The 25194-nt window shown below is 41.1% G+C and carries 28 protein-coding genes; 27 read left to right on the top strand and 1 reads right to left on the bottom strand.

The genetic code is table 11. From position 1 onward, the window contains the following. The first annotated feature begins 716 nt into the window (after window positions 1-716). The 11 genes from D0463_RS15955 to rsmI all read left to right on the top strand — a co-directional run bounded on the left by D0463_RS15955 (window position 717) and on the right by rsmI (window position 8460). Window positions 717-923, top strand: coding sequence for a sigma factor G inhibitor Gin (locus tag D0463_RS15955; protein WP_254052833.1), 207 nt, complete (start codon window positions 717-719; stop codon window positions 921-923). Window positions 924-1150: 227 nt separating this feature from the next. After that, entirely contained in the window at window positions 1151-2590 is a 1440-nt protein-coding gene (locus D0463_RS15950) for an aminotransferase class I/II-fold pyridoxal phosphate-dependent enzyme (protein ID WP_117308368.1), read from the top strand. Between the two features lie 67 nt (window positions 2591-2657). Further along, entirely contained in the window at window positions 2658-3293 is a 636-nt protein-coding gene (gene tmk / locus D0463_RS15945) for a dTMP kinase (protein ID WP_117308367.1), read from the top strand. 147 nt (window positions 3294-3440) lie between these two features. Beyond that, window positions 3441-3770: a cyclic-di-AMP receptor gene (locus D0463_RS15940; RefSeq protein WP_117308366.1), complete on the top strand. Its 330-nt coding sequence runs from the start codon at window positions 3441-3443 to the stop codon at window positions 3768-3770. A 23-nt stretch (window positions 3771-3793) separates the two neighbouring features. Then, window positions 3794-4234 (top strand): YaaR family protein, encoded by a 441-nt coding sequence (locus D0463_RS15935; protein WP_117308365.1) that lies wholly within the window; start codon window positions 3794-3796, stop codon window positions 4232-4234. A 14-nt stretch (window positions 4235-4248) separates the two neighbouring features. Continuing rightward, window positions 4249-5256, top strand: coding sequence for a DNA polymerase III subunit delta' (holB, locus tag D0463_RS15930; RefSeq protein WP_117308369.1), 1008 nt, complete (start codon window positions 4249-4251; stop codon window positions 5254-5256). Continuing rightward, entirely contained in the window at window positions 5249-6079 is an 831-nt protein-coding gene (locus tag D0463_RS15925; protein ID WP_117308364.1) for a PSP1 domain-containing protein, read from the top strand. The genes holB and D0463_RS15925 overlap by 8 nt, the downstream gene beginning before the upstream one ends. A 14-nt stretch (window positions 6080-6093) precedes the next feature. Next, window positions 6094-6450, top strand: coding sequence for a DNA replication initiation control protein YabA (gene yabA / locus D0463_RS15920; protein ID WP_117308363.1), 357 nt, complete (start codon window positions 6094-6096; stop codon window positions 6448-6450). Between the two features lie 133 nt (window positions 6451-6583). After that, window positions 6584-7327: a tRNA1(Val) (adenine(37)-N6)-methyltransferase gene (locus tag D0463_RS15915; RefSeq protein ID WP_117308362.1), complete on the top strand. Its 744-nt coding sequence runs from the start codon at window positions 6584-6586 to the stop codon at window positions 7325-7327. After that, window positions 7314-7601: a GIY-YIG nuclease family protein gene (locus D0463_RS15910; RefSeq protein ID WP_117308361.1), complete on the top strand. Its 288-nt coding sequence runs from the start codon at window positions 7314-7316 to the stop codon at window positions 7599-7601. Before D0463_RS15915 ends, D0463_RS15910 begins: the two co-directional genes overlap by 14 nt. After that, window positions 7579-8460, top strand: coding sequence for a 16S rRNA (cytidine(1402)-2'-O)-methyltransferase (gene rsmI / locus D0463_RS15905; RefSeq protein ID WP_117308360.1), 882 nt, complete (start codon window positions 7579-7581; stop codon window positions 8458-8460). Before D0463_RS15910 ends, rsmI begins: the two co-directional genes overlap by 23 nt. 271 nt (window positions 8461-8731) lie before the next feature. On the opposite strand, the gene D0463_RS15900 is transcribed toward rsmI, so the two are convergent. Further along, window positions 8732-9016, bottom strand: coding sequence for a transition state genes transcriptional regulator AbrB (locus D0463_RS15900; protein WP_117308359.1), 285 nt, complete (start codon window positions 9014-9016; stop codon window positions 8732-8734). Window positions 9017-9705: 689 nt separating this feature from the next. Between D0463_RS15900 and metG the strand changes: the two genes are divergently transcribed. The 16 genes from metG (at window position 9706) to D0463_RS15825 (ending at window position 25006) form a co-directional block, all read left to right on the top strand. Next, the gene (metG, locus tag D0463_RS15895) at window positions 9706-11703 is read left to right on the top strand and encodes a methionine--tRNA ligase (RefSeq protein ID WP_117308358.1); all 1998 of its coding nucleotides are present in this window, start codon (window positions 9706-9708) and stop codon (window positions 11701-11703) included. Window positions 11704-12005: 302 nt separating this feature from the next. Further along, on the top strand, window positions 12006-12773 hold the full coding sequence (locus D0463_RS15890) for a TatD family hydrolase (protein WP_117308357.1): 768 nt from the start codon (window positions 12006-12008) through the stop codon (window positions 12771-12773). Between the two features lie 231 nt (window positions 12774-13004). Further along, a complete protein-coding gene (locus D0463_RS20320; protein ID WP_254052832.1) occupies window positions 13005-13166 on the top strand; it encodes a hypothetical protein in 162 nt (53 codons plus the stop codon). Then, on the top strand, window positions 13166-14194 hold the full coding sequence (locus D0463_RS15885; protein ID WP_254052831.1) for a resuscitation-promoting factor: 1029 nt from the start codon (window positions 13166-13168) through the stop codon (window positions 14192-14194). The genes D0463_RS20320 and D0463_RS15885 overlap by 1 nt, the downstream gene beginning before the upstream one ends. An 866-nt stretch (window positions 14195-15060) precedes the next feature. Continuing rightward, the gene (gene rnmV / locus D0463_RS15880; RefSeq protein WP_117308356.1) at window positions 15061-15624 is read left to right on the top strand and encodes a ribonuclease M5; all 564 of its coding nucleotides are present in this window, start codon (window positions 15061-15063) and stop codon (window positions 15622-15624) included. After that, window positions 15617-16504 (top strand): 16S rRNA (adenine(1518)-N(6)/adenine(1519)-N(6))-dimethyltransferase RsmA, encoded by an 888-nt coding sequence (gene rsmA, locus D0463_RS15875; protein ID WP_117308355.1) that lies wholly within the window; start codon window positions 15617-15619, stop codon window positions 16502-16504. Before rnmV ends, rsmA begins: the two co-directional genes overlap by 8 nt. Before the next feature lie 287 nt (window positions 16505-16791). After that, complete coding sequence (gene yabG, locus D0463_RS15870) at window positions 16792-17670, top strand: sporulation peptidase YabG (protein ID WP_117308354.1); 879 nt, start codon at window positions 16792-16794, stop codon at window positions 17668-17670. A 244-nt stretch (window positions 17671-17914) separates the two neighbouring features. Continuing rightward, window positions 17915-18166, top strand: a complete 252-nt coding sequence (gene veg / locus D0463_RS15865) for a biofilm formation stimulator Veg (RefSeq protein WP_117308353.1) — start codon at window positions 17915-17917, stop codon at window positions 18164-18166. A 250-nt stretch (window positions 18167-18416) separates the two neighbouring features. Beyond that, on the top strand, window positions 18417-18593 hold the full coding sequence (locus D0463_RS15860; RefSeq protein ID WP_117308352.1) for a small, acid-soluble spore protein, alpha/beta type: 177 nt from the start codon (window positions 18417-18419) through the stop codon (window positions 18591-18593). 236 nt (window positions 18594-18829) lie between these two features. Further along, window positions 18830-19699 (top strand): 4-(cytidine 5'-diphospho)-2-C-methyl-D-erythritol kinase, encoded by an 870-nt coding sequence (gene ispE, locus D0463_RS15855; protein ID WP_117308351.1) that lies wholly within the window; start codon window positions 18830-18832, stop codon window positions 19697-19699. A 61-nt stretch (window positions 19700-19760) separates the two neighbouring features. Continuing rightward, window positions 19761-20576 carry a pur operon repressor gene (gene purR / locus D0463_RS15850; RefSeq protein WP_117308350.1) on the top strand — a complete coding sequence of 272 codons (816 nt, stop codon included), beginning with the start codon at window positions 19761-19763 and terminating at the stop codon, window positions 20574-20576. A 25-nt stretch (window positions 20577-20601) separates the two neighbouring features. Next, window positions 20602-20979 carry a 2-iminobutanoate/2-iminopropanoate deaminase gene (gene ridA / locus D0463_RS15845; protein ID WP_174234340.1) on the top strand — a complete coding sequence of 126 codons (378 nt, stop codon included), beginning with the start codon at window positions 20602-20604 and terminating at the stop codon, window positions 20977-20979. Between the two features lie 241 nt (window positions 20980-21220). Further along, the gene (gene spoVG, locus D0463_RS15840) at window positions 21221-21514 is read left to right on the top strand and encodes a septation regulator SpoVG (protein WP_117308348.1); all 294 of its coding nucleotides are present in this window, start codon (window positions 21221-21223) and stop codon (window positions 21512-21514) included. A gap of 212 nt (window positions 21515-21726) precedes the next feature. Beyond that, a complete protein-coding gene (gene glmU, locus D0463_RS15835) occupies window positions 21727-23100 on the top strand; it encodes a bifunctional UDP-N-acetylglucosamine diphosphorylase/glucosamine-1-phosphate N-acetyltransferase GlmU (protein WP_117308347.1) in 1374 nt (457 codons plus the stop codon). An 18-nt stretch (window positions 23101-23118) separates the two neighbouring features. Beyond that, window positions 23119-24072, top strand: coding sequence for a ribose-phosphate diphosphokinase (locus tag D0463_RS15830; protein ID WP_117308346.1), 954 nt, complete (start codon window positions 23119-23121; stop codon window positions 24070-24072). Between the two features lie 268 nt (window positions 24073-24340). Then, window positions 24341-25006: a 50S ribosomal protein L25/general stress protein Ctc gene (locus D0463_RS15825; protein WP_117308345.1), complete on the top strand. Its 666-nt coding sequence runs from the start codon at window positions 24341-24343 to the stop codon at window positions 25004-25006. Window positions 25007-25194 lie beyond the last annotated feature (188 nt).

Below are 25194 nucleotides of genomic sequence, written 5' to 3'. Positions count from 1 at the left end.
TAAGCTCTTCAGCGCCGATGGTAGTTGGGGGATCTCCCCCTGTGAGAGTAGGACGTCGCCAAGCAAGCAGAGACCAGCCGATTTAGGTTGGTCTTTTTCATGTTTAAAACCGAAGGTTAGTGGGAAGATTCAAATAGATTGGAGTTACATAAAGAAAGCCCTGGATGGGGAGGAGCAAGGAGGTCGAGGAAACGAGGTTAGGAACGAAGGCTAAGAACGCAACGTCCTGTTGCAACGCCTTCATGACCTACATCCTGTAGGCCTAACGGAAGTTAAGCTCGAGCGCCGATGGTAGTTGGGGGAGAGTCAAGGACCTTCTCCTAAAAGCGCCACATCCTTGTGGCAACGGAGAAGTCAGCACATCCTGTGCAAGTCCTGTGAGAGTAGGACGTCGCCAAGCAAGCAGAAGACCAGCCGATTAGGCTGGTCTTCTTTGGCGCTTTCGAAGTTTCGCTTAAATCAACCGGGTTTTTGCGTAAATCAGCCTACTTTCGCTTAAATGGACGATAGTTTCGCTTGAATCCCCCTGAGTTTCGTTTGCAATCACAAAATACTTTTCTTGAATATTGATGAGCAACAAAAAACTTCGCAGCAGACATACACTGAAAGCCTGGATTCAACATACATTGTTATAGGCGGTAACCATTCTCTTAAACTATTCGAAAAACTGTATACAATATGGGTCTTTTGGAGAGAATGCAGGTATGGAGGTGGAGATGTTGAATTCAATAGCGGCCAAAGAGTTTGTTGGAGAAACATGTGTAGTCTGTGAAGAAATCAAGTTGGCGGGGATACATCTTTATACGGCATTTATCTGTGAGGAATGTGAAAAAGGCATCATTCATACGGATACAAATAATCCGAAATATAAGTATTATTTAAAACAGCTTAAAAAAGTGAATAACCCTGAGATATACTCATAAGTGTGTGAAAGAGGAGCTCTGCTTTCTAATGATAAAGACCCTTCCAGGTTTTATCTAAAGCATAGCTTTTTTTTATTACTGCCTCTGTGATTCACTTTAAAAGGCTTGCCCATCGGCGAGTTTTCTTTATTAGTCGGCAAAAGTAACAATATTTTTTCAGGAATTTGAATTTAGACGCCTTGGGTTTGATAAACTGAAGGTAATGAATTTATTAGAGGAAGATCAGTATGAATCAATCAAAAATACCGTTGTTTGATGCACTTTTACAGCACAAATCCAAAAAAACAATCTCCTATCACGTACCAGGGCATAAAGGCGGCCTTGTTTTTACAGAAAAAGGACACCATGAATATCAATCTATTCTATCTTTTGATGTAACCGAACTGAATGGTCTCGATGATTTGCATGCGCCCGAGGGAGCGATCTTTGAGGCACAAAAGCTGCTTGCTGAGCTATATAAGGTACGAGAGAGTTATTTTCTAGTCAATGGCTCGACGGTTGGAAACCTGGCGATGATTTTGGCAGCTTGCCGGGAGGGTGATACGATTTTAGTGCAGCGTAACTGCCATAAATCGATACTGCATGGTTTAATGCTGGCCAATGTGAAACCGGTATTCCTTTCCCCTGTCTTAGACCGTGAGTGGGGAGTGGCTGGCGGGATAGAAAGTTCTTTGATTGCAGAAGCATTGTCCAAATATCCTGACACAAAAGCCATTATCCTGACTTATCCGAATTATTATGGATTAGGAAATGATATTTCAGTAATCATTGAAAAGGCCCATGAAAAAGGAATTCCTGTCCTAGTTGATGAAGCACATGGAGCCCATTTTATTTTGGGCAGCCCTTTTTTGAATTCTTCACTAGCTTCAGGTGCCGATATGGTGGTGCAGTCAGCCCATAAGACATTGCCGGCGATGACGATGGGCTCATATTTACATGTCAACAGTGATTTGATAGATTCTGATAAAATCCGTTTTTATTTGCAAATGCTGCAGTCAAGCAGCCCTTCATATCCGATTATGGCCTCGCTCGATTTGGCCCGCTCATATCTTGCTTCCTTTACCGATAAAGACAAAAAGGCACTTGGTGAAAAAATTAAAGGATTTCGCCAACAGCTTGACCATTTGCCGGATATAAAGGTTTTACAAGTAGCACAATCGGGAGACCCACTAAAGATAACAATCAGATCGAGGGAGGGTGCAACCGGTTTTCAATTACAGAAGGCACTGGAAAAAAAGGACGTATTTACCGAGCTTGCGGACACACGAAATGTATTGCTTGTATTACCGCTGCTAAAGGCCGAAATGGAATATCCTTTTTCTGAAACGATACAAAAGATAAGTGAAGCAACAGCCGAACTGGAACCTTCTCCATTTTCACCAGACGAAGTAGCGGATATATATGAGAAAGAAAGCGCAATGGCGGAGCTTCAACTAAGTTATAAAGATATGGTGGATAAGCCAAAGCAGCTTGTGGCACTAAAGAATAGCAGCGGCAGGATAGCGGCAGAGATGATCATCCCTTATCCGCCTGGAGTCCCGCTGATTATGGCAGGAGAGTTGATGGATGAAAATAAATTAACCCAGCTTGAGGAACTAAGCGCCAAGGGAACACGGTTTCATGGCGGGAGCGGGCTCCGGGCGGGGAGCGTATGGGTATTTGAATAACCCCTACCTGAGGCTAACTGAATGGTGTATACTTATACCGCATAGATAGAACGTGGAGGTTTAAGACATGAGTCGCGGATTGTTTATCACAATGGAAGGGCCTGAAGGGGCAGGCAAAACGACGATTTTGCAAATGCTTGGAGAGTCCCTCAAAGCTCTTGGATATGACATATTGCTTACGAGAGAACCAGGTGGTATCTCTATTTCGGAACAGATTAGAGAAGTCATTTTAAATAAAGAAAACACAGAAATGGATGGACGAACGGAAGCGCTATTGTATGCAGCGGCAAGAAGGCAGCATATGGTTGAAATAATTAACCCAGCGCTTGAAAGAGGGAAAATTGTTCTGTGTGACCGTTTTATCGATAGTTCACTGGCTTATCAAGGCTATGCCCGGGAATTAGGGATGGATGAAGTCTACGCTATAAACCAATTTGCAACTGGTGGTGTCATGCCGGATATTACTTTCTATTTCGATATTGATCCTATCCAAGGATTAAAAAGGATTAAAAAGAGTGAAAACCGGGAAGTGAACCGCCTTGATTTAGAAGAATTAAACTTTCATGAAAAAGTCAGGGAAGGCTATTTGAAGGTTATTGATAAATGGAAGGAACGATTCATTGTCATCGATGCCTCAAGAGGGCTGGAAGAGGTCTTGGAAGATGCTAAATCGAAGTTTTTGAAAAAATTAGGCGAATCTTAAGATTAACCATCTGTAGTCTCAGTCCTTCCGGTTAATTTATGACAAAATGCCTATTTTGACTAGTTTAAGGGTATATAATTGTTATAATAATTAAAAAGGATGAACACAAATTTATAAAAAATCTGTGTTAAACGGAGGATAATCAAGATGAAGATGATTATTGCTGTAGTTCAGGATAAGGATAGCCAACGGCTTCTAACTCAGCTGGTGGACCACAATTTCAGGGCGACAAAGCTTGCGACAACCGGCGGGTTTTTAAAATCAGGAAATACGACCTTCATGATCGGAACGGATGATATTCGGGTCGATAAATGCTTAGAGATTATTAAGGAAAACTGCCGGTCACGCTCTCAGTTGGTGGCGCCGGTATCTCCAATGGGAGGGAATGCTGATTCGTATGTCCCTTATCCGGTCGAAATTGAAGTTGGCGGAGCCACCGTCTTTGTATTGCCAGTCGAAAACTTTTTACAATTTTAAGATTGAAAGTATGGTGGTACGTCATGAAAATTAACCATGATCTTCATTTGAAGATGGACCAAATAAAGCAGGATGCGAAACAAATTCAGGTGGGAGGCGGAAAATTTCAGCAGCTCGTGCAAAAACAGGATCAGAAAATGCAGATTGACACATTAACCAGATTATTAGGCGATATCCAGGGTGCGGGAGAAAGACTTAGCAAATCCCGCACCTTTAAGGACTTGGCCAAATATAAATCACTGGTTAAACGCTTTATCCGCGAAGCCGTGGATTTTGGAATGGATCTGAAGCAATCGCATAGCTGGAGTGAGTACGGACAAAGCAGACCGCTGAAAATCGTGGAAATCATTGACGAAAAACTTGTGGAACTGACAGAAGAAATCATGGAAAAGGAAAGTAACTCCATTGATATTTTAGGAAAGATCGGTGAAATTAAAGGACTTCTTATTAATTTATATACGTAAGGCAGTTGATTGTGTTGACGAAAACATGGAAAGAATTAAACGAAACTCAGCCTGAAGTCATGACAATGCTGAAAAACAGCATTACTAAAGGAAGGGTGGCCCATGCGTATATTTTTGAAGGGGAAAAAGGGACAGGCAAGAAGGAAACCAGCCTTGCATATGCCAAAAGCTTGTTATGCGAGAACCCTGTAGACGGTTACCAACCTTGTGAAGAATGTAGTAATTGTAAGCGAATAACGAGCGGAAACCACCCTGACGTCCATAGTGTGGAACCAGAAGGGCTATCGATAAAAAAAGAACAAATCAAAAGCCTCCAAGAAGAATTCTCAAAAAAGAGTGTCGAATCCAATCGAAAAATCTATTCAATCGTTCATGCAGATAAAATGTCGGTCCAAGCTGCAAACAGTTTGCTTAAATTTTTAGAAGAACCGCAGTCAGACACGATTGCGATCTTAATGACCGAACAAATTCAACGCATGCTGCCCACCATCCTATCCAGATGCCAAATATTACCGTTTAGACCGCTAAGTCCCGAAAATATAAAGAAAAAGTTAATAGAACATGGTGTTGACGGCCAAACAGCCGCAGTCATTTCCCGACTTACACATAATTTTAAAGAAGGATTGCAGATAAGTAATGAGGAATGGTTTGCACAAGCTCAAAAAATAGTGTTAAAATTGTATGAAGTGCTAAAAGCAAATCCAATGAAGGCCCTTATTTATCTTCAAGAGGAATGGTTTTTGCACTTTAAGGAAAAAGAGCAGCTGGACAGAGGTCTAGACTTATTATTTCTAATTTATAAAGATTTACTATACATTCAGTTGGACAAGCGGAATCAGGTTATATTTCAAAATAAACAGGGAGAATTTGAAAATCACGCTCTCCATATTTCCCAGAGGCGCCTGGCAGACAAGATGGGCCATATTTTGGAAGCGAAGAGGAAGCTGATGTCCAATACAAATCCACAGCTGTTGATGGAACAGCTCGTGCTGAATTTGCAGGAGGGATCATCTTTTGTATGATGTTGTAGGCGTCCGTTTTAAAAAAGCGGGAAAAATATACTACTTTGACCCTGGCGATATTGTCATTCCAAAGGATGAGTTCGTCATCGTCGAAACGGTTCGCGGAGTAGAGTTCGGCAAAGCTGTAACGATCCGGAAGCAGGTAGATGAAAACGATGTTGTACTGCCCTTGAAGAAAGTGCTTCGAATTGCGGATGCCAAGGATAGAATGATTGTCGAAGAAAATAAAACCGCTGCAGCTGAGGCATATGAAACTTGCGGTAAAAAGGTTGAAGAGCATCAGCTGGATATGAAGCTGGTTGATGTAGAATATACGTTTGACAGAAATAAAGTCGTTTTTTATTTTACAGCAGATGGACGCGTGGATTTTCGTGATTTAGTGAAGGATCTTGCAGCCATTTTCCGTACCCGGATCGAATTGCGCCAGATCGGTGTTCGCGATGAGGCGAAAATGCTCGGAGGAATTGGGCCTTGCGGCAGAATGCTATGCTGCTCGACATTCCTTGGTGATTTTGAGCCCGTATCGATTAAAATGGCAAAAGATCAGAATTTATCACTCAACCCTACGAAAATATCTGGATTGTGTGGCCGATTAATGTGCTGTTTAAAATATGAAAATGATGAGTACGAAAGCGCGAAGGAAATGCTTCCTGATTTAGGAGAAATGATAGATACCCCTAACGGAAAAGGCAAGGTAGTAGGGCTTAATATTCTAGAACGAGTACTTCAGGTGGAATTAACCGAACAAGAAAGAGTATTAGAGTATACTTTAGATGAAATTCTAAAAGAGGGAGCCGTTTCTATTCAAGCCACAGATTATTAAGGTGGTGGGAGAGCGTGGATAAAAAAGAAATTTTTGACTCGGTTACTAACATGGAAATCGAAATGGGCAAGTTCACTACCCAGCTTGGGGAATTAAAGCAGCATTTGGCGGAGATTTTGGAAGAGAATCATTCGCTGAAACTCGAAAATGAACATCTGCGAAAAAGGTTAAACCATGTTGAAAATAAAGGCTACTCAAAAACAAGTTCAAAGAAATCAAAGAACCGGCAGCCCGCCAAAGATATCGGTGAAGGCTATGATAATCTGGCCCGCCTGTATCAGGAAGGCTTCCATATTTGCAATCTTCATTTTGGCAGCCTTAGAAAAGAAGGCGATTGTCTGTTCTGTCTATCATTTTTAAATAAAAAATAAATTCAGGGGATGACTCGGAAGGGTTCTGATTCCTATACATGATATAAATTTTTATATTGTGATAGGAGCAGACATCTTCGCTGGAGTCAGCCCTTTTTTTTGAGGTAATGGGACATGCAGGAGGAGGATAAGCGTGCTTGAACTAAAAGGAGATGAACGCCTGGATTATTTACTGGCGGAAAGGCTTCGGATCATCCAAAGCCCGTCGGTATTTTCGTTTTCATTGGATGCGGTGTTGCTTTCAAAGTTTGTACGAGTGCCGATTCAAAAAGGCCATCTTATCGATTTATGCGCAGGGAATGGAGTGATCCCGTTATTATTGAGCACCCGGACGAAAGGGAAGATTACCGGTGTGGAAATCCAGGAAAGACTTTTTGATATGGCCCAGCGCAGTGTTGAATTTAACGGGCTTTCTGAACAGATTAATATGGTACATGGGGATATAAAGGATCTCCCAAACAAAATCGGGTTTCGCAATTTTGATGTCGTGACATGCAATCCTCCTTATTTTTCGACCCCTTCAGATGAGGAAATTAACCAAAATGAACATTATGCGATAGCGAGACACGAAATTCTCTGTACACTTGAAGATGTCGTACGCGTCAGCAGCAAGCTACTGCGTCAGGGTGGGAAGGCTGCCTTTGTACATAGACCTGGGCGATTGATGGATATTTTAAGTTTGATGAGAGAATATCGATTGGAGCCGAAACGTCTCCAATTTGTTTATCCAAAAGAGGGGAAAGAAGCGAATGCCATTCTGGTAGAGGGCATTAAAGATGGCAGCCCTGATTTAAAGATCCTGCCGCCGCTTGTCGTCTACAATGATAAACATGAATATAACCAGGAAATCAGAAGGATTTTATATGGAGAAGAATGAGCATTTTTTTTATGTACTAAGATGCAAGGACGAAAGCCTGTACGCAGGTTATACAAATAATTTGGAAAAACGGATAAAGCAGCATAATGAAGGCAAAGGCGCAAAGTATACACGGGGGAGAGGACCCGTCGAGTTTGTTTATCAGGAAGGATTTAGAACAAAGACAGAGGCGATGCAGGCGGAATATAGATTTAAACAATTGGGGAAAAAAGAAAAAGAAAAGTTCATCGAAAAGGAGGCGGATACATCAGATGTGGCAGCAAAAAAGCTTTGAAAACGAAGGGGAGAAGCCGGCCCTATATTTAGTGCCTACACCGATCGGGAATCTTGAGGATATGAGCTTTCGGGCAGTAAGGATTTTAAAAGAGGCTGATGTGATTGCCGCGGAAGATACGCGGAATACGAAGAAGCTTTGTAATTATTTTGAAATCGAAACCCAGGTGATCAGCTATCATGAGCATAATAAGCAGTCGAGCGGAAAACTGATTGTGGATCGCCTTTTATCTGGACAGACGGTTGCTTTAGTCAGTGATGCGGGTATGCCAACGATTTCTGACCCAGGCTTCGAGCTCGTTAAGGAAGCTTTAGCGGAAAAAATTACAGTCATCCCTTTGCCGGGTGCCAATGCGGCATTAACGGCACTTATTTCGTCAGGACTCTCTCCGCAACCTTTTTATTTTTACGGTTTTCTTTCGCGAAATACAAAAGAAAAGAAACAGGAGCTGGAAACACTTAAACGAATCAATTCGACATGGGTCTTATATGAATCTCCACATCGGTTAAAAGAAACGTTAAAAACGATGCTTGAGATTTTGGGAGACCGGCAAATCGTCTTGTGCAGAGAGCTGACTAAGAAGTTTGAGGAATTTATTCGCGGAACCATAACCGAAGTCATAGGTTGGGCATCTGAAACGGAAATTAGAGGTGAGTTTTGCCTCATTATAGAAGGATCGGAAAAACGTGAGGAAATCGAAGAAGAAAACTGGTGGGATGGCATCGAGCTTGCTGCCCATGTTGATCATTATATATTAGCGCAAGACCTCAGTTCAAAAGAAGCGATTAAACAAGTCGCAAAAGATCGCGGCATCCAAAAAAGAGAAGTTTATCAGGCTTTTCATATAAGAAAGGATTAAGCAACTTGAAGTCGGATAAAGTCTGCCATATCGTCTGGCAAACGCGAAGTCAGCTCATCTTAGTGTATACCTGCCGAAGTGTTCCTTATCCGGTAGTGATGTCGGCACATTCATGGTGCACAGGTATACTTCCTATTCAATTAAAGAAAACTCACCGATTAGCGAGCCGTAAGGCGGAGATTAGACGTAGTTGCCCTTGCCCTTATGCAGAAAGGAAAGTTTATACTTTCCTTTCCACCAAAAAAGGCTTCCAAAAAGGAAGCCTCTCATATTATTTAGCAGGTTGGAAATTATCTTGAATTTCTTTAAGAAGCTGCTCTGCACCTTCACGGCTAAGAACTAGTTTTCCGCCAGCAAATGTAAAGTTATTATCAGATACTTCACCAGTTACCTGGCAAATCATGTTTGGCTTGTATTTTTTCAAAATGATGCGTTCATCGTCAACATAAATTTCGAGAGCATCCTTTTCAGCAATACCCAATGTGCGGCGTAATTCAATTGGAATGACCACACGTCCTAATTCATCAACCTTTCGAACAATACCAGTAGATTTCATTTTTTAATTTCTCCTCTCAAATCTAGTACCCATATCTTTTTATCTTTTTTCGTCATTATTCGACAAATTTCTCCTAAAAACAATAATACCAGCCATTCCCAAATGCGTCAATAAATAAATATTTCCTAGTTTCTTCAATTTAACTGTAATGGATTAAACACCGCATCAAATCAAGGTTTGTAGCAGTCATTGACTGTAGAAGGCAGATAAATAAGGAAAAAGAAGATTATATTTATTGCAATGAAAAATTATACTATAATAAGATAATTTCTTGATTCGACACAAATCGACAAAACCAACTATCGTAATGCGGATTGAGAAGGATTATAAGTCAAGAGGAGCAGATGAATATTGATCGTTCTCTTGATAGTGATACCGTGATTATATTATAAGATGCATGGGATTTATTTACAAACAATTAGTCTCACAACTTCATGACATTTTTCATTTTCATTCTGAAAGGCTTCTTCTGGTTGCACATTTTTAAAATTTTAGGTATATTTTGTTGATAGAAGAGGTAATGATGACATAGTAGACCCAATCGGCATGCCTATAAAACTGGCTAATAATTTTTTCACTTTTTACTAGCTGTTTTTCTAATTAGCTCTCGCCTATGGGGCGTGAGTTTTTTAACTTGTGATTACACATTTACATTTAAATAATGGTGGGGAAATACTGGAGGGAACTTAATGAAAGATAAATTAAAAACATTTTATATTACGACTCCGATTTATTATCCGAGTGGAAATTTACATATTGGACATGCTTATACGACGGTAGCCGGTGATGCCATGGCTCGCTATAAACGACTGAGGGGCTTCGATGTCATGTATCTGACAGGAACGGATGAGCACGGTCAAAAGATTCAGCGAAAGGCTGAAGAGGCGGGGATCACCCCGCAGGAATATGTCGATAACATTGTTTCGGGAATAAAGAAACTTTGGAATAAAATGGACATTTCTGTTGATGACTTTATCCGTACAACGGAGAAGCGCCATACAATAGTTGTCGAAAAATTATTTAAACAATTGTTAGATCAGGGAGATATTTATCTGGATCAATATGAAGGCTGGTATTCCGTTTCGGACGAGACCTATTATACGGAAACCCAATTGGTTGACACTATCATTGAAAATGGCAAAATTGTCGGCGGTAAAAGTCCGGATAGCGGCCATCCGGTAGAGCTCGTGAAGGAGGATTCCTATTTCTTCAGGATGAGCAAGTATGCCGACCGCCTGCTTCAGTATTATGAAGAGAATCCAGGGTTCATTCAGCCGGAAACCCGCAAAAATGAAATGGTCAATAATTTTATTAAACCGGGCTTGGAGGATCTTGCCGTTTCAAGGACTACTTTTGATTGGGGCATTAAAGTTCCCGGTGATCCCAAGCATGTTATTTATGTTTGGATTGATGCCCTATCCAATTATATTACAGCGTTGGGATACGGCACGGAGGATGATTCCAAATACTTAAATTATTGGCCGGCCGATGTTCATCTAGTGGGTAAAGAAATTGTCCGTTTTCATACCATCTATTGGCCAATTATGCTAATGGCATTAGACCTGCCGCTCCCGAAAAAAGTATTTGCCCATGGTTGGCTGCTAATGAAAGACGGGAAAATGTCGAAATCAAAAGGAAATGTAGTTGATCCGCTTACACTAATCGACAGATATGGTCTGGATGAGCTTCGGTATTACCTTCTTCGGGAAGTTCCATTCGGATCGGATGGAGTGTTCACCCCTGAAGGCTTCGTCGAACGGATTAATTTTGATCTCGCAAATGATCTTGGAAACCTGTTGAACCGTACTGTGGCGATGGTTGATAAATATTTTGACGGAACAATCCCGGATTATAAAGGGTCTGAAGGCGAGTTTGAAAAATCACTGCTTGAAAAGAACCAAGAAACAGTGGCCAAATATGAAGAAGCGATGGAACATATGGAGTTTTCCGTTGCCCTGACGACAGTGTGGCAGCTTATTAGCAGGACGAATAAATTTATTGACGAAACGCAGCCATGGACACTTGCCAAAGATGATGCCAATCGCGAAAAGCTTGGAAGCGTCATGTACCATTTAGCTGAATCATTAAGAAGAATTGCGATTCTATTGCAGCCTTTCCTGACAAAAACACCAGGAAAAATCTTTGAACAGCTGAATATTACTGAGGAAACGTTGAAATCGTGGGACAGTCTGGAAAAGTTTGGTCAAATCGCCAGCGGAACGAAAGTAGTAAAAGGAAGTCCGATTTTCCCTCGTTTGGAGATGGCTGAAGAAATTCAATACATTAAAGAGCAAATGCAAGGCGGAAAACCAAAAGAAGAAGAATTGAAAGAAAAAGTAAAGATTGAAGAAGTTCAAGAGGTAGAGGAAATCACAATTGATGATTTCATGAAGGTTGAATTGCGGGTTGCTCAGGTTCTTGAAGTAGAACCGGTGAAAAAAGCTGACAAGCTTCTTAAGCTTCAATTGGACTTGGGTTATGAAAAAAGACAAGTAGTCTCTGGAATCGCGCAGTACTATAAGCCAGAAGAGTTAGTTGGAAAAAAAGTGATTTGTGTAACAAACTTAAAACCTGTAAAACTTCGCGGGGAGTTATCGCAAGGCATGATTCTGGCGGGGAGCTCAGATGGAAAATTATCGGTAGCTACTGTTGACGCATCACTGCCAAATGGTTCACGAGTAAAATAAAAAGAGAAATAAAGCTTTTCCTCAATAACATAAAAATGTTCCACATGGAACGTTTTTGTGTTATTTTTTTGCTTACTGAATAGATAATTCTATTGCCAGATAATGTTACATAGAGGGATGTTATTAGTTGAAATGAGAATACAGGCAAATTATTTTTCAAAATTCTATTTCATCTGTAGAATAAAGGAACCCATTTCACTGGAAATTAAGGGATTATATTCTCTGTAATATTTTTGTTACCTAAATGTGAAACATGAAAACTTCTATTGGATAATACATTATTGCTAGAAAGGGCGAAAATCATGTTATTTGATACACATGTACATTTGAATGCAGAACAATTCCAGGAAGATTTAGAAGAAGTCATCGAGAGAGCTAAAACCACGGGAGTTTCGAATGTGGTGGTCGTGGGCTTTGACAGACCGACCATTTCACGTGCGATGGAGCTTGTGGAGCAATATGAGTTTATGTATGCGAGTGTCGGCTGGCATCCTGTTGATGCAATCGATATGAGTGATGAAGATCTGCAGTGGATTGAAGAGCTTTCCCGGCATCCAAAAGTCGTTGCCATTGGAGAAATGGGCTTGGACTACCATTGGGATAAGTCCTCAAAAGAAATTCAAAAGGAGGTTTTTCGAAAACAAATCAGGCTTGCCAAAAAAGTGAAGCTGCCTATTATTATTCATAATCGAGAGGCTACTGCCGATATAGTAGAGATTTTGAAAGAAGAAAACGCTGCGGAAGTTGGCGGAATCATGCATTGCTTTAGTGGAAGCGCAGAAACGGCAAAAGAATGTGTAGAAATGAATTTTTACATATCTCTTGGAGGTCCCGTTACATTTAAAAACGCCAAAAAGCCTAAGGAAGTCGCTCTGGAAATACCGCTTGATCGCCTTTTAATCGAAACAGATTGTCCTTATCTCGCACCACATCCACATCGTGGCAAAAGAAATGAACCATCATTTGTAAAATTAGTAGCGGAGCAAATTGCTGAGATTAAAAATATAACTTTAGAAGAAGTAGCAGAAGTGACGGAAAGAAATGCCAAAAAATTATTCGGCATCCTTTGACAGTAATCGCTGTCGATATGCCAATAACTTTGTCGAAAAGAAACTTATTTCTCAAAGGTTCTACAAAAATCAATTATTTCTTTGAATAATAATGTCGATAAGTCACCCTTTTCAATTTGAGAGATTGTATGCATAATAAGAGATGTTTTCCGAGGTAAATGTGAATTGATTGACAGTTCTGTAACAATGTCTATATAATCTATCACCGAGAGGAAGGAGGAGTTTTTCATTTTGTCAATACCTATGAAAAACCTGATCCCCAAATCTTTTGGGAAAAAGAAGCTGGCCATTGTGATCAGTAGTGCTGTACTAGCTGCTGCTACAATTGGATTGTTGTTCTATTTTGGAACAAAACAAACAGTAGCGCTTACTTTAGATGGGGAAAAAAGGTAGTGAGAACGCATGCGGCTACCATCAATGATATTTTCAAAGAATTAGAGATTAACGTTAAGGCTCAAGACCACTTATACCCCTCGGGAAATAACAAAGTGACGGATAATATGGAGGTAGTTTGGGATCCATCTCACGAAGTGGGCATTCTTGAAGACGGCAAAGAGAAGATAGTCTTTTCAAGAGCTGATACTGTTGAAGAACTATTGAAGGAACAAAAGCTTGAAGTAACCGGGAATGATAAGGTAAAGCCTTCCCTGGATACGAGGCTTCAAAGCGAGATGGTGGTTGCAATCGAAAAAGCCTTTCCGCTAAATCTAGTAGTAGGCGGAGTCGAAAAGCAGGTTTGGTCAACTTCGACTACGGTCGCTGACTTTTTAAAGAAACAAGATGTAAAACTTAATACATTAGACCGGGTTGAACCAGGTTTAGGGGAAAAAGTTGAAGCAGACAACCTTGTAAATGTCATACGAGTAGAAAAAGTCACCGATGTAGTGGAAGAACCAGTAGACTTCGCAGTCATTACAAAAAAAGACGCTAGTTTAATAAAAGGAAGAGAAACAGTGCTCAATGAGGGCAAAACCGGACTAATTTCCAGACAATACGAAATCATAAAAGAGAACGGTAAAGAAATTAAAAGAAACTTACTTTCGGAAAATCTTATAAAAAAGCAAACGGATAAAGTGGTGGCAGTTGGTACAAAGAGCTTCGTCGCCCAAGTTTCCCGGGGAGAAAAAGGCGGCAGGGAATTCTATGTATCTTCAACAGCTTACACGGCCAGCTGTAACGGCTGTTCCGGGACAACGGCCACAGGCATCAATCTAAAAAAGAATCCGGGAGCAAAAGTGATTGCTGTGGATCCAAGAGTGATCCCGCTCGGCTCCAAAGTTTACGTTGAAGGATATGGCTATGCCATAGCCGGTGACACGGGCGGCGCAATCAAAGGCAACAAAATCGACGTGTTCATCCCTTCCAAGTCCGACGCATACCGCTGGGGAGTCAAAAGGGTCAAAATTCGCGTCTTGAACTAAGTAATCCTACGGCAGAGGGTTTTATACCTTCTGCTTTTTTACGTTATAATAAGAAATGAACGTCGACTAAGAGCCGCCACGTCCATGTGGCGAACATCGACGCCAGCCCATCCTGGGCAAGTGCGACAGGCATAAGACGAACCGCGCAGGAAATCCTGATTTCTGGAGCGGTTTGACTTATGACCCCGAGCGGCTGGGCGCTGCAGCTAGACAATTATCCAAATTAAAAAAGGGATTCTTTTATCAGTAGGATCGAAGGCTAAGTTCGGCACATCCTGTGCCACTGCCTTCATGACCCACATCGTGTGGGTCTAAGCGGAAGCGTCCTTTAATGGATCATCGACTAATACCTGCCACATCGTGTGGCGAACATCGACGCCAGCCCATCCTGGGCAAGTGCGACAGGCATAAGACGAACCGCGAGGAGGCAGTTCTCCGCCACTACAGTGGTTTGGCGATAGCGGATCCTCGGCTACAACCTGCCACGTCCTTATGTCTTACGCCGAGGTCAGCACATCCTGTGCAAGTCCGAGCGGTTGGGTGCTGCAGCTAGACAATTTAAGAATTAGAAAGTGATTCTTTTATCTAGATGGATCGAAGGCTAAGTTCGTCACGTCCTTATGTCTTCGACTTCATGACCCACATCCCCTGTGGGCCTAAGCGGAAGTGCGTTATAACAAGGAAGAACGACTAAAACCGGCACATCGTGTGGTGACGTCGGCACAAGTCACGTCCCTGTACGTCGCAGCTAGACATCTTACAAAATTAAAAAAGTTAGCCTTTTATCTTTTTAATATATGTGGAAGCGCCTTATACTTGTATAACGGTACTATGTACGCAAATGTTTCGTGCTGCAGGAGGAAATAATGAAGAAATTAAAAGAAATTATTGTGGTTGAAGGCAAGGATGATACAGTCGCGATAAAAAGGGCTGTTGATGCTGATACTATTGAAACAAACGGATCAGCCATTAATGAAGCCGTGATCGAACAAGTTAGGCTTGCCCAGAAAACACGTGGAGTGATTATTTTTACTGATCCTGATTATCCAGGACAAAAGATAAGGAATACCATTGCCGAACAGGTGAATGGCTGTAAGCATGCTTTTATCTCCAAACAAGAGGCTCTTCCCAAATCAGGGAGAGGAATTGGAGTGGAACATGCCTCACCTGATGCAATCCGGGCTGCATTAAAAGAAGCCCAAATCATGGATGAGGAAGCAAAAGAAGAAATTACCCAGCAGGACCTGATCGAAGCCGGCCTCATTGGTGGATCGGGCTCCAAAGAGAAAAGGGAAAAACTCGGGCTGATCTTGAAAATTGGTTTTACCAATGGGAAGCAGCTGCATAAACGACTGATGATGTTTCAAATTTCAAAAGAGACTTTTAATCAAGCATTGATACAGATTAAACAGGAGGAAGGACATGCATAAGGATATTGCAACCCCCGTCAGAACAAAAGGAATACTGGAAAAGCATGGTTTTTCCTTTAAGAAAAGCTTAGGCCAAAACTTCCTTATCGATACAAATATTTTAAACAGAATCGTGGATCATGCAGAGCTAAGCGAGCACAGTGGCGCCATTGAAATTGGACCGGGAATCGGGGCGTTAACAGAACAGCTGGCAAAGAGAAGCAAAAAAGTAGTGGCTTTTGAAATTGATCAAAGACTGCTTCCGATTTTAAAGGATACCCTTTCGCCGTACGATAATATTCAAATCATTCACCAGGATATTTTAAAAGCAGATGTTGCCCAAGTGATTAATGAAGAGTTCCAAGGTGTTGAGGATCTGATGGTGGTCGCGAATCTTCCATATTATGTGACAACACCGATTATTTTAAAGCTGCTTAACGACAACTTACCTATACGCGGGATCGTTGTCATGCTGCAAAAAGAAGTGGCGGACCGGATTGCAGCTAAGCCGGGTACAAAAGAATACGGATCGTTGTCGATTGCCATTCAATACTATACAGAAGCAGAAACAGTAATGATTGTGCCTAAGTCGGTATTCGTCCCGCAGCCAAATGTCGATTCTGCGGTAATCAGGCTGATCAGGCGCGAAAAGCCACCCGTGGAAGTATTGGATGAAGATTTCTTTTTCATTGTGACAAGGTCCAGTTTCGCCCAGCGGCGTAAGACGATTCTCAATAACTTAACAAGCCAGCTTCCGGATGGAAAAGAAAAAAAGGAGAGTATTCTGGAGGCCCTTGAACAAACAGGTATAGACCCTACCAGAAGAGGGGAGACGCTCTCCATTGGTGAATTCGGCAAGCTTAGCAACGCCTTATTGCATCACTTCAAAGCGGAAAAATAGGTATAGTTTAGCATAGGCGAATTTTTTAGCTGCTGTGAAGGTTACCTTATTGCGGGTCTCGATGTTTGGACACGATGTGGCAGGTGTTAATCCATGTTCCTTACTAATAGGAAGCCTCCGCTTTCCTTTCTGCATCAGGGCAACTATGTCTAATCTCCGCCTTACGGCTCGTCAATCGACGAGTTTTCTTTAGACTCCTCACCATTTTATTAATCGATGCATAGCCTATCAAGAGTTAATTATTCTGACAGGGCTGTTAAGTGGGTATCTTGTCCAGAGGTGAGGCCATGAGATTACAAGTCAATGATATAGTCGGACGGAAATCGTACGGATGTGATGTTTTATTTCGTATTATCGATATCAGGGTAATTGAGGGTAAACAGGAAGCGGTACTTTACGGGGAGGATCTCCGTTTAATTGCCGATGCTCCATTTGAAGATTTAGTTCCGATTAATGGAGAAGAAAGAAGTGTCCGCCAAAAAACAAACGAAGCTCTTCAAGAACAATCATACCGCCTTTTTGCTCAGGATAAAGAATTATTGCAACAAAAGAGCGAATATCTATCCAGTGATGGCTATCGGTATTCTGGAGATTACTTCCAAATTCCTGGCAGAGTTCTTCATATTGATGGAGACCCTTCTTATCTGAAAAAATGCCTTACTCTATATGAAAAAATCGGAATTCCGGTAAAGGGAATATACTGCAATGAAAAAGAGATGCCCGGTCAAATCGGCGAGCTTCTTGAGCATTATCGCCCGGATATTTTGGTGATTACAGGGCATGATTCGTATTCAAAATCAAAAGGGGCAATAAAGGACTTAGATGCATATCGACATTCAAGACAGTTTGCAGAAACGGTTCAGGAGGCGAGAAAAAAGGTTCCAAGCCTGGACCAATTAATCATTTTTGCTGGAGCTTGTCAGTCACACTTTGAATCACTTATCCAGGCCGGCGCAAATTTTGCGAGTTCTCCCGAGAGAGTAAATATACATGCACTTGATCCTGTTTATATTGTGGCGAAAATAAGCTTCACCTCATTCAGGGATTATATTCATGTTTGGGATGTCCTAAGAAATACGTTAACTGGTGAAAAGGGACTTGGGGGAATCGATACAAAAGGAGTCCTCCGGACGGGGTTGCCTTATCGTATGTCAAAAGAAGAGTAAGGGCTGCAGGGAATATAATGCAGCCTGTTCTCATTAGGGATAAGCAAATTTTAACTTTCTATACATATTTTTCGACTTAAGTTTTATACTATATGCGAGTCAGTTTTGGAATAAATTTTGTAAATCGGCAAAATTTACGTGAAAAAACCATTGACAAACAAATTTAAGTGCTGATATAATTTAATATTTTGTTTGACTTTAGGTGGAAGATTGTGATATACTACACTCAGTGAGGTGGACCGAAATGCCAAAAACTTTAGCTGATATTAAAAAAGCACTGGACTCCAACCTAGGAAATCGGTTGCTTTTAAAAGCGAACGGCGGAAGAAGAAAAACCATTGAACGTTTTGGGACGTTAGCGGAAACTTATCCGTCTGTATTTGTTATTGAGCTCGACCAAGATGAGAACGCGTTTGAAAGAGTTTCATACAGCTATGCGGATGTATTAACGGAAACCGTAGAATTAACATTTTTGAATCAGCAGCAAGAGGTGTAAGTCTCTGCGAAGCAGTAAACTATGTTTGCTGCTTTTTTATTTGCCAAAAACCTCTTTGTTAAATAAAAAGCTATGTTAAATAACTTATTTGCTTTTTGGATCATTTTGCTCCCGATCCATGAACCAAAAATAATCGTTATCAACAATACTTAATAATAGAGCTAAATAAAAAGGGTAAAAAAGGAGCAAATGAAAACGTCGAAATTTGAAAAACTAATAATGTGTCAGCATGTGAAAGGGGTTGTTCTATTTGGGCAGAAGAAGAGGTATTATGTCAGATGAATTTAAAGAAGAACTGGCAAAAGAGCTCGGTTTTTACGATGTAGTCCAAAAAGAAGGCTGGGGAGGCATTCGGGCGCGTGATGCTGGAAACATGGTGAGGCTTGCGATTGAAAAAGCGCAAACCCAAATGATGAACAAAAGCTAACGCTTTAGCTCAGGTGAACTGGTTATCGATATAGTCAATTACTGCTCATGCTGAACACAATGCTTATATTTGGGCCAGATTCTTGTCTTTGCGCCACGGTCTATGGCGTATAGGAAGAGTCTGGTCCTTTTTCAATCCTTGGCTTATTTAAATTAAAAGGGAAAAACCTTTAGAATATATTCATATATGGTAAAATAGTACAAGAACTTTTAAGAACGTTAAAGTAGGTGGACATATTGAAACTCATGGAAAAAGCACCGGCTAAAATAAATTTAGCGCTTGATGTGCTTTTTAAGAGACCTGATGGATACCACGAAGTAGAAATGGTCATGACTACAGTGGATCTAGCAGATCGAATCGAACTCAGTGAGACAGGAAACGGAACTATTCAGATTATATCCCATAATCGTTTCGTTCCAGATGATAATCGAAATTTGGCTTATCAAGCAGCTGCTTTATTAAAGGAGCGCTATCAAATAAATAAAGGGGTTTCAATCGCGATTGAAAAAAACATTCCCGTTGCAGCCGGACTAGCAGGTGGCAGCAGTGATGCAGCAGCTACTTTAAGGGGGTTGAACCGGCTTTGGGGCCTTGGTTTGTCATTGGAAGATCTGGCGGAAATCGGTGCGGAAATCGGATCGGATGTGTCGTTTTGCGTCTACGGTGGTACGGCTTTAGCAAAGGGTAGGGGGGAGAAAATCACGCATTTGCCAACTCCTCCTAAATGCTGGGTTATTCTTGCCAAGCCGACGATCGGTGTATCAACAGCCGATGTTTATAAAAGGCTCAATCTGCAAGAAGCGGCTCACCCCAATGTAAAAGAAATGATATCAGCCATTAACAATAAGGATTATAGCCAGCTTTGCGGGAATCTTGGTAATATTCTTGAGCAAGTAACCCTTTCTTCATATCCGGAAGTTGCCAATATTAAAGAGCAAATGAAGACATTTGGTGCGGATGCAGTATTGATGAGCGGAAGCGGTCCGACAGTTTTCGGCTTAGTGGAGCATGATTCAAGAATGCAGCGGATTTATAACGGATTACGCGGGTTTTGTCATCAAGTTTATGCGGTAAGAATGCTTGGTGATCTAAATGAACTTGAATAATCACGTACAATAATGATATATTAGCTTTAATCATTCGGGTTTTACAAAAGGAGGTGCAGCCATGAAGTTTCGCCGCAGCGAGAGGCTTGTAGATATGACAAATTATTTATTGGAACATCCGGGTCAGCTCGTATCGCTAACCTTATTCGCGGAAAGGTACAGCTCGGCTAAATCTTCCATCAGTGAAGATTTAACAATCATAAAAAAGACGTTCGAATCTAGAGGAATTGGAACACTTCATACGGTTCCAGGTGCTGCGGGCGGTGTTAGATACGTCGTTAGCATTAATAGAGAAGAAGCTCTAAGCTTTATTGACGAGATGTGCGAAATCATTACAAGTCCGGAACGGCTTCTGCCGGGAGGCTATCTGTATATGACGGATATCCTGGGGAAACCTCAGATTGTAAATAAGGTAGGCAGGATCATTGCAGCAGCTTATGCATCCAAAAAAGTGGATGTCATTATGACAATGGCAACAAAGGGAATTCCGCTTGCTTACGCGGTCGCCAATCATTTGAACGTTCCTGTGGTAATTGTGAGAAGAGATAATAAAGTTACGGAAGGTTCCACTGTTTCGATCAATTACGTGTCCGGTTCATCAAAAAGGATTCAGACGATGGTTCTGTCCAAGCGAAGCCTCGCCGAAGGTTCAAATGTACTAATTGTCGATGATTTTATGAAAGCGGGCGGTACCGTCAATGGAATGGTCACTCTTCTAGAGGAATTTAAAGCAGCTGTAGCCGGAATTGCCGTTTTAGTTGAATCTGAGAATACCGAAGAACGACTGGTCGATCATTATTTATCGTTGATTAAACTATCTGATGTAGGTGAAAAGGATAAGAAAATTAAGGTCAGCCACGGGAATTATTTTGACTGATCAGAAAATATAAAAGGAGGCTTAAATCATGAAATACGTACATACAAAAGAGGCCCCTGCTGCGATTGGGCCTTATTCGCAGGGAATTGTGGTGAATAATCTGTTTTTCAGCTCGGGACAAATTCCGCTTACGGCTGATGGAGTAATGCTAACTGGAAATGTTAAAGAGCAGACACATCAGGTATTCGCAAACCTGAAAGCTGTCTTGAAAGAGGCGGGAGCCACTCTAGAAACAGTTGTCAAAGCAACGGTTTTTATTAAAAATATGGATGATTTCACTGAAGTGAATGAAGTATATGGGGAATATTTTTCAACACATAAACCAGCCAGATCTTGTGTAGAAGTAGCACGTCTCCCTAAAGATGCTCTGGTTGAAATTGAAGTTGTAGCACTCGTTAAATAAAAACTGTATCTTTGTCTTAAAAAACTCGCCAATCGGCGAGTTTTTTTTAACATGAAGAAATTTTTAATCAAAAAATCTTGAAAGCCCTTTATTATTCCTGATTAGAGACTAGGGAAAATACTGTCTATAAAGGTTTGTTGTAATTATTCAAAAAATTTTACAATTAATAGAAGGAGAAACTCACCTCTTTGTTGAATAAGTAGTTTACAGTTTTTATTATGTTCGAAAGGTGGTGAACAGAATGGAAGTGACTGACGTAAGATTACGCCGCGTAACTACTGATGGCCGCATGAGAGCGATTGCTTCTATCACATTGGATAACGAATTCGTTGTTCATGATATCCGTGTCATTGACGGGAATAACGGCTTATTCGTAGCTATGCCGAGCAAACGCACTCCGGATGGGGAGTTCCGTGATATTGCTCATCCGATTAATTCTTCAACACGCGGGAAAATCCAGGAAGCAGTTTTGGCAGAATACCACCGTTTGGGAGAATTAGAAGTAGTAGAATTAGAGGAAGCAGGAGCTTCCTAATACCAAAAGGTTTAATCGCATCAGGAGCCTACTTCCTAAGTAAGGCTCTTTTTATATGTTTTTTACCCGGCATACCTCGATATAAACCTCTAATCCACATATATAATCCTTTTTTTTGACAAAAAATTGTACTTAGTGTTGTAACCTTGAAAACATTCCACTTTTACTATAGTATTTTTAATGGATAAAAAGGTGAAAATGGAGGCCTATTAATGAGTAATCGCTATGCAGTAATTTTAGCGGCAGGACAAGGTACCAGAATGAAATCAAAGCTATACAAGGTTCTGCACCCTGTTTGCGGAAAACCAATGGTACAACATGTGATGGACCAAGTCAATGAACTTACTATAGAACAAACTGTAACAATCATCGGCCACGGTGCTGAATTGGTTAAAGAACAGCTTGGAGATGCAAGTCAATATGCTCTGCAAGAACAGCAATTAGGCACAGCACATGCAGTTATGCAAGCGGAAGGTGTATTGGCAGGCAAGGAAGGGACGACATTGGTCATTTGCGGAGACACCCCCCTTATTAAAGCCGAAACAATGGCCGCACTTATCAAGCAGCATGAAGAAATGAACGCGAAAGCAACTGTCTTGACTGCCACAACCGGAAATCCCGCTGGCTATGGCAGGGTAATCCGCAGTCACGAAGGTCTGGTTGAGAAAATTGTTGAGCATAAAGATGCTACAGACGCTGAAAGACAAATCGAAGAAATCAATACAGGAACATATTGTTTCGATAATAAAGCCCTATTTCAGGCTTTAAAGAATGTATCGAATGAAAACGTTCAGGGAGAGTATTACCTGCCAGATGTGATTGAGATATTGAAATCACAAGGTGAAACCGTTACTGCGTTTCAAACGGATGACTTTGAGGAAACACTTGGAGTAAACGACCGCGTCGCTCTTTCGCAGGCTGAACAAATTTTAAAAAGACGCTTAAATGAATATCATATGAGAAATGGCGTGTCGATCATCGATCCTGATAATACGTATATAGAAGCTGATGTAATGATTGGGCAAGATACGGTTATTTATCCAGGAACTATGATTAAAGCGAACAGCCAAATTGGTGAGGATTGCATCATTGGACCTAATTCGGAAGTTAAAGATTGTGAGATTGGCAACCGGACGGTGATTAGACAATCTGTCGCTCATGAGAGCAAAATCGGATCTGATGTAAACATTGGTCCATTTGCCCATATACGTCCAAATTCCGAATTGCATGATGAAGTGAAAATTGGGAACTTTGTCGAGATTAAAAAGACTACCTTTGGTAAAGGAAGCAAAGCCTCTCATTTAAGTTACATTGGAGACGCAGAAGTTGGAAATGATGTGAATATCGGCTGCGGCTCCATTACCGTGAATTATGACGGAGTGAATAAGCATGTAACTAAGATTGAAGATGGCGTATTCATCGGCTGCAATTCCAATTTAATCGCCCCCGTTACAGTAGGGAAGAACGCCTATGTGGCTGCCGGCTCTACGATTACTGAAGACGTACCGGGTGAGGCTTTATCGATAGCTCGCGCCCGTCAAGTGAATAAAGAAAACTATGTTCAACATTTAAATTTCAATAAATAATCCAGGTGGAGGTTCAGCATGTCGAATCAGTATTTAGATCCTAATTTAAAGGTCTTTTCTTTAAATTCCAATCTTGCTCTAGCGGAAGAAATAGCGAAATCAATCGGGGTAGAGCTTGGTAAGTGTTCAGTAACCCGTTTTAGTGATGGGGAAATCCAGATTAATATTGAAGAAAGCATCCGTGGTTGTGATGTGTTTGTTATTCAATCTACAAGCGCGCCTGTAAACGAACATATCATGGAAGTATTAATTATGATTGATGCCCTTAAACGTGCATCCGCAAAAACCATTAACATTGTTATGCCATATTACGGTTATGCCAGACAGGACCGTAAAGCGCGTGCACGTGAGCCGATCACTGCTAAGCTGGTGGCGAACCTATTGGAAACCGCCGGTGCAACCCGCGTTATTACGCTGGACCTTCATGCCCCGCAAATTCAAGGATTTTTTGATATCTTAATCGACCACATGATGGGGGTTCCGATTCTTGCTGATTATTTTAAGGCAAAAAGATTAAACGATATTGTTATTGTTTCGCCAGATCATGGCGGTGTAACCCGAGCACGTAAAATGGCCGACCGCCTGAAAGCGCCGATTGCAATTATAGATAAACGCCGTCCGCGCCCAAATGTAGCGGAGGTTATGAATATCGTTGGTAATATTGAAGGGAAAACGGCCATTCTTATCGATGATATTATCGATACGGCCGGCACGATTACCCTGGCCGCAAATGCTTTAGTAGAAAACGGCGCTTTGGAAGTCTATGCATGCTGTACGCACCCGGTTCTTTCCGGTCCAGCTATAGAACGTATTCAAAATTCAAGAATTAAAGAGCTTGTGGTTACCAATACAATAGCTCTGTCTGAAGAAAAGAAAATCGAAAAAATTGTGGAGCTGTCAGTTGCTCCATTAATCGGGGAAGCGATTATCCGCGTTCACGAAGAGCAATCTGTCAGCACATTATTTGATTAATAGTAGGCTATGTTAATCATTCTTGTTTAAGAAGCAATGATTGGGTAATTCATTTGAACATGACTGAAAATCAACAGAGAGATATACCTTATCTAATGGAAGAACAATCAGGCTTGCTCTGAACCAGCAAGCCTTTTTTATTGGAGAAAATTAACAGTTTATTATCAAAGTTTTCCAAAAAGATGTTTTGTTTCTATAGGAATAGGGTATAATTAATAATTAGAGATGTAGAAATATGTCGAATTTCGAATTTGAAAGGGGAAATACCATGAGTAGTGTACTTGCAGCAAAAGAACGTTCGAATACGAATAAGCGCCGGTCTTTTTTAACAGAGCTAAGAGGAAATGGAGAATTTCCTGCTGTCATTTATGGAAATAAAAACGATAGTACTGCCATCTCTGTAAACAGTGCAGACTTTCTAAAGACGATAAAAAAAGTTGGCCGAAACGGCATCATCTCCTTGGATGTCAATGGAAAAGCCTATAATGTCATGCTTACTGATTATCAAAAAGACCCTTTAAAAAATGAAATTTTCCATGCGGACTTTTTAATCGTCGATTTGTCAGCTGAATTGAACGCACAAGTTAGAATAAACCTTATCGGCGATTCAGCGGGCGTCAAAGATGGCGGAGTGATGCAACAATCTCTCCATGAGCTTTCTGTAACGGCTAAACCGCAGGAAATTCCTGAAGCAATTGATGTAGATGTTACTGAATTGCAAGTAGGACAAGTGATCACGATTGGTGAAATTAAAAAGAATTATAAGATAAGCATCAATCATGAAGACGAGGAAGTAATTGCTTCTGTCCTTGCTCCAAGACAAGAAGAAGAAATAAATACTGGCGAGCAGCAGGATGGTGGAGTCCCTGAAAATGAAGAGGGACGTGAAACACCCGCCTCTCCTGAATCAGAATCAGACGGAGAAACAAAATAATATGGTACAATAGGCGTAACCTAATCAGGTTACGCCTTTTCGCAGTTAGGAAAGTCTAACAATGCACATGCGCAACTATACCTAATTACTGCCTCCTGAGGCTCGCCAATCGGCGAGTTTTCTTTAAAGATGGCTCTGTTAAATTCCATTGTTGATTTTCAAATGGTCATGGAATCTACTCGCTTTCC

The organism is Bacillus sp. V59.32b, from assembly GCF_003429085.1.
Lineage (GTDB): Bacteria > Bacillota > Bacilli > Bacillales > DSM-1321 > Peribacillus.
This window is presented reverse-complemented; position numbering and strand designations above follow the sequence as displayed.

Bases quoted from the DNA above. Each gene is read 5' to 3' on its own strand.
- D0463_RS15955 (WP_254052833.1), top strand. From the start codon at position 717: ATGTTGAATTCAATAGCGGCCAAAGAGTTTGTTGGAGAAACATGTGTA.
- D0463_RS15950 (WP_117308368.1), top strand. From the start codon at position 1,151: ATGAATCAATCAAAAATACCGTTGTTTGATGCACTTTTACAGCACAAA.
- tmk (WP_117308367.1), top strand. From the start codon at position 2,658: ATGAGTCGCGGATTGTTTATCACAATGGAAGGGCCTGAAGGGGCAGGC.
- D0463_RS15940 (WP_117308366.1), top strand. From the start codon at position 3,441: ATGAAGATGATTATTGCTGTAGTTCAGGATAAGGATAGCCAACGGCTT.
- D0463_RS15935 (WP_117308365.1), top strand. From the start codon at position 3,794: ATGAAAATTAACCATGATCTTCATTTGAAGATGGACCAAATAAAGCAG.
- D0463_RS15910 (WP_117308361.1), top strand. From the start codon at position 7,314: ATGGAGAAGAATGAGCATTTTTTTTATGTACTAAGATGCAAGGACGAA.
- rsmI (WP_117308360.1), top strand. From the start codon at position 7,579: ATGTGGCAGCAAAAAAGCTTTGAAAACGAAGGGGAGAAGCCGGCCCTA.
- D0463_RS15900 (WP_117308359.1), bottom strand. From the start codon at position 9,016: ATGAAATCTACTGGTATTGTTCGAAAGGTTGATGAATTAGGACGTGTG.
- metG (WP_117308358.1), top strand. From the start codon at position 9,706: ATGAAAGATAAATTAAAAACATTTTATATTACGACTCCGATTTATTAT.
- D0463_RS15890 (WP_117308357.1), top strand. From the start codon at position 12,006: ATGTTATTTGATACACATGTACATTTGAATGCAGAACAATTCCAGGAA.
- rnmV (WP_117308356.1), top strand. From the start codon at position 15,061: ATGAAGAAATTAAAAGAAATTATTGTGGTTGAAGGCAAGGATGATACA.
- rsmA (WP_117308355.1), top strand. From the start codon at position 15,617: ATGCATAAGGATATTGCAACCCCCGTCAGAACAAAAGGAATACTGGAA.
- yabG (WP_117308354.1), top strand. From the start codon at position 16,792: ATGAGATTACAAGTCAATGATATAGTCGGACGGAAATCGTACGGATGT.
- veg (WP_117308353.1), top strand. From the start codon at position 17,915: ATGCCAAAAACTTTAGCTGATATTAAAAAAGCACTGGACTCCAACCTA.
- purR (WP_117308350.1), top strand. From the start codon at position 19,761: ATGAAGTTTCGCCGCAGCGAGAGGCTTGTAGATATGACAAATTATTTA.
- spoVG (WP_117308348.1), top strand. From the start codon at position 21,221: ATGGAAGTGACTGACGTAAGATTACGCCGCGTAACTACTGATGGCCGC.
- glmU (WP_117308347.1), top strand. From the start codon at position 21,727: ATGAGTAATCGCTATGCAGTAATTTTAGCGGCAGGACAAGGTACCAGA.
- D0463_RS15830 (WP_117308346.1), top strand. From the start codon at position 23,119: ATGTCGAATCAGTATTTAGATCCTAATTTAAAGGTCTTTTCTTTAAAT.
- D0463_RS15825 (WP_117308345.1), top strand. From the start codon at position 24,341: ATGAGTAGTGTACTTGCAGCAAAAGAACGTTCGAATACGAATAAGCGC.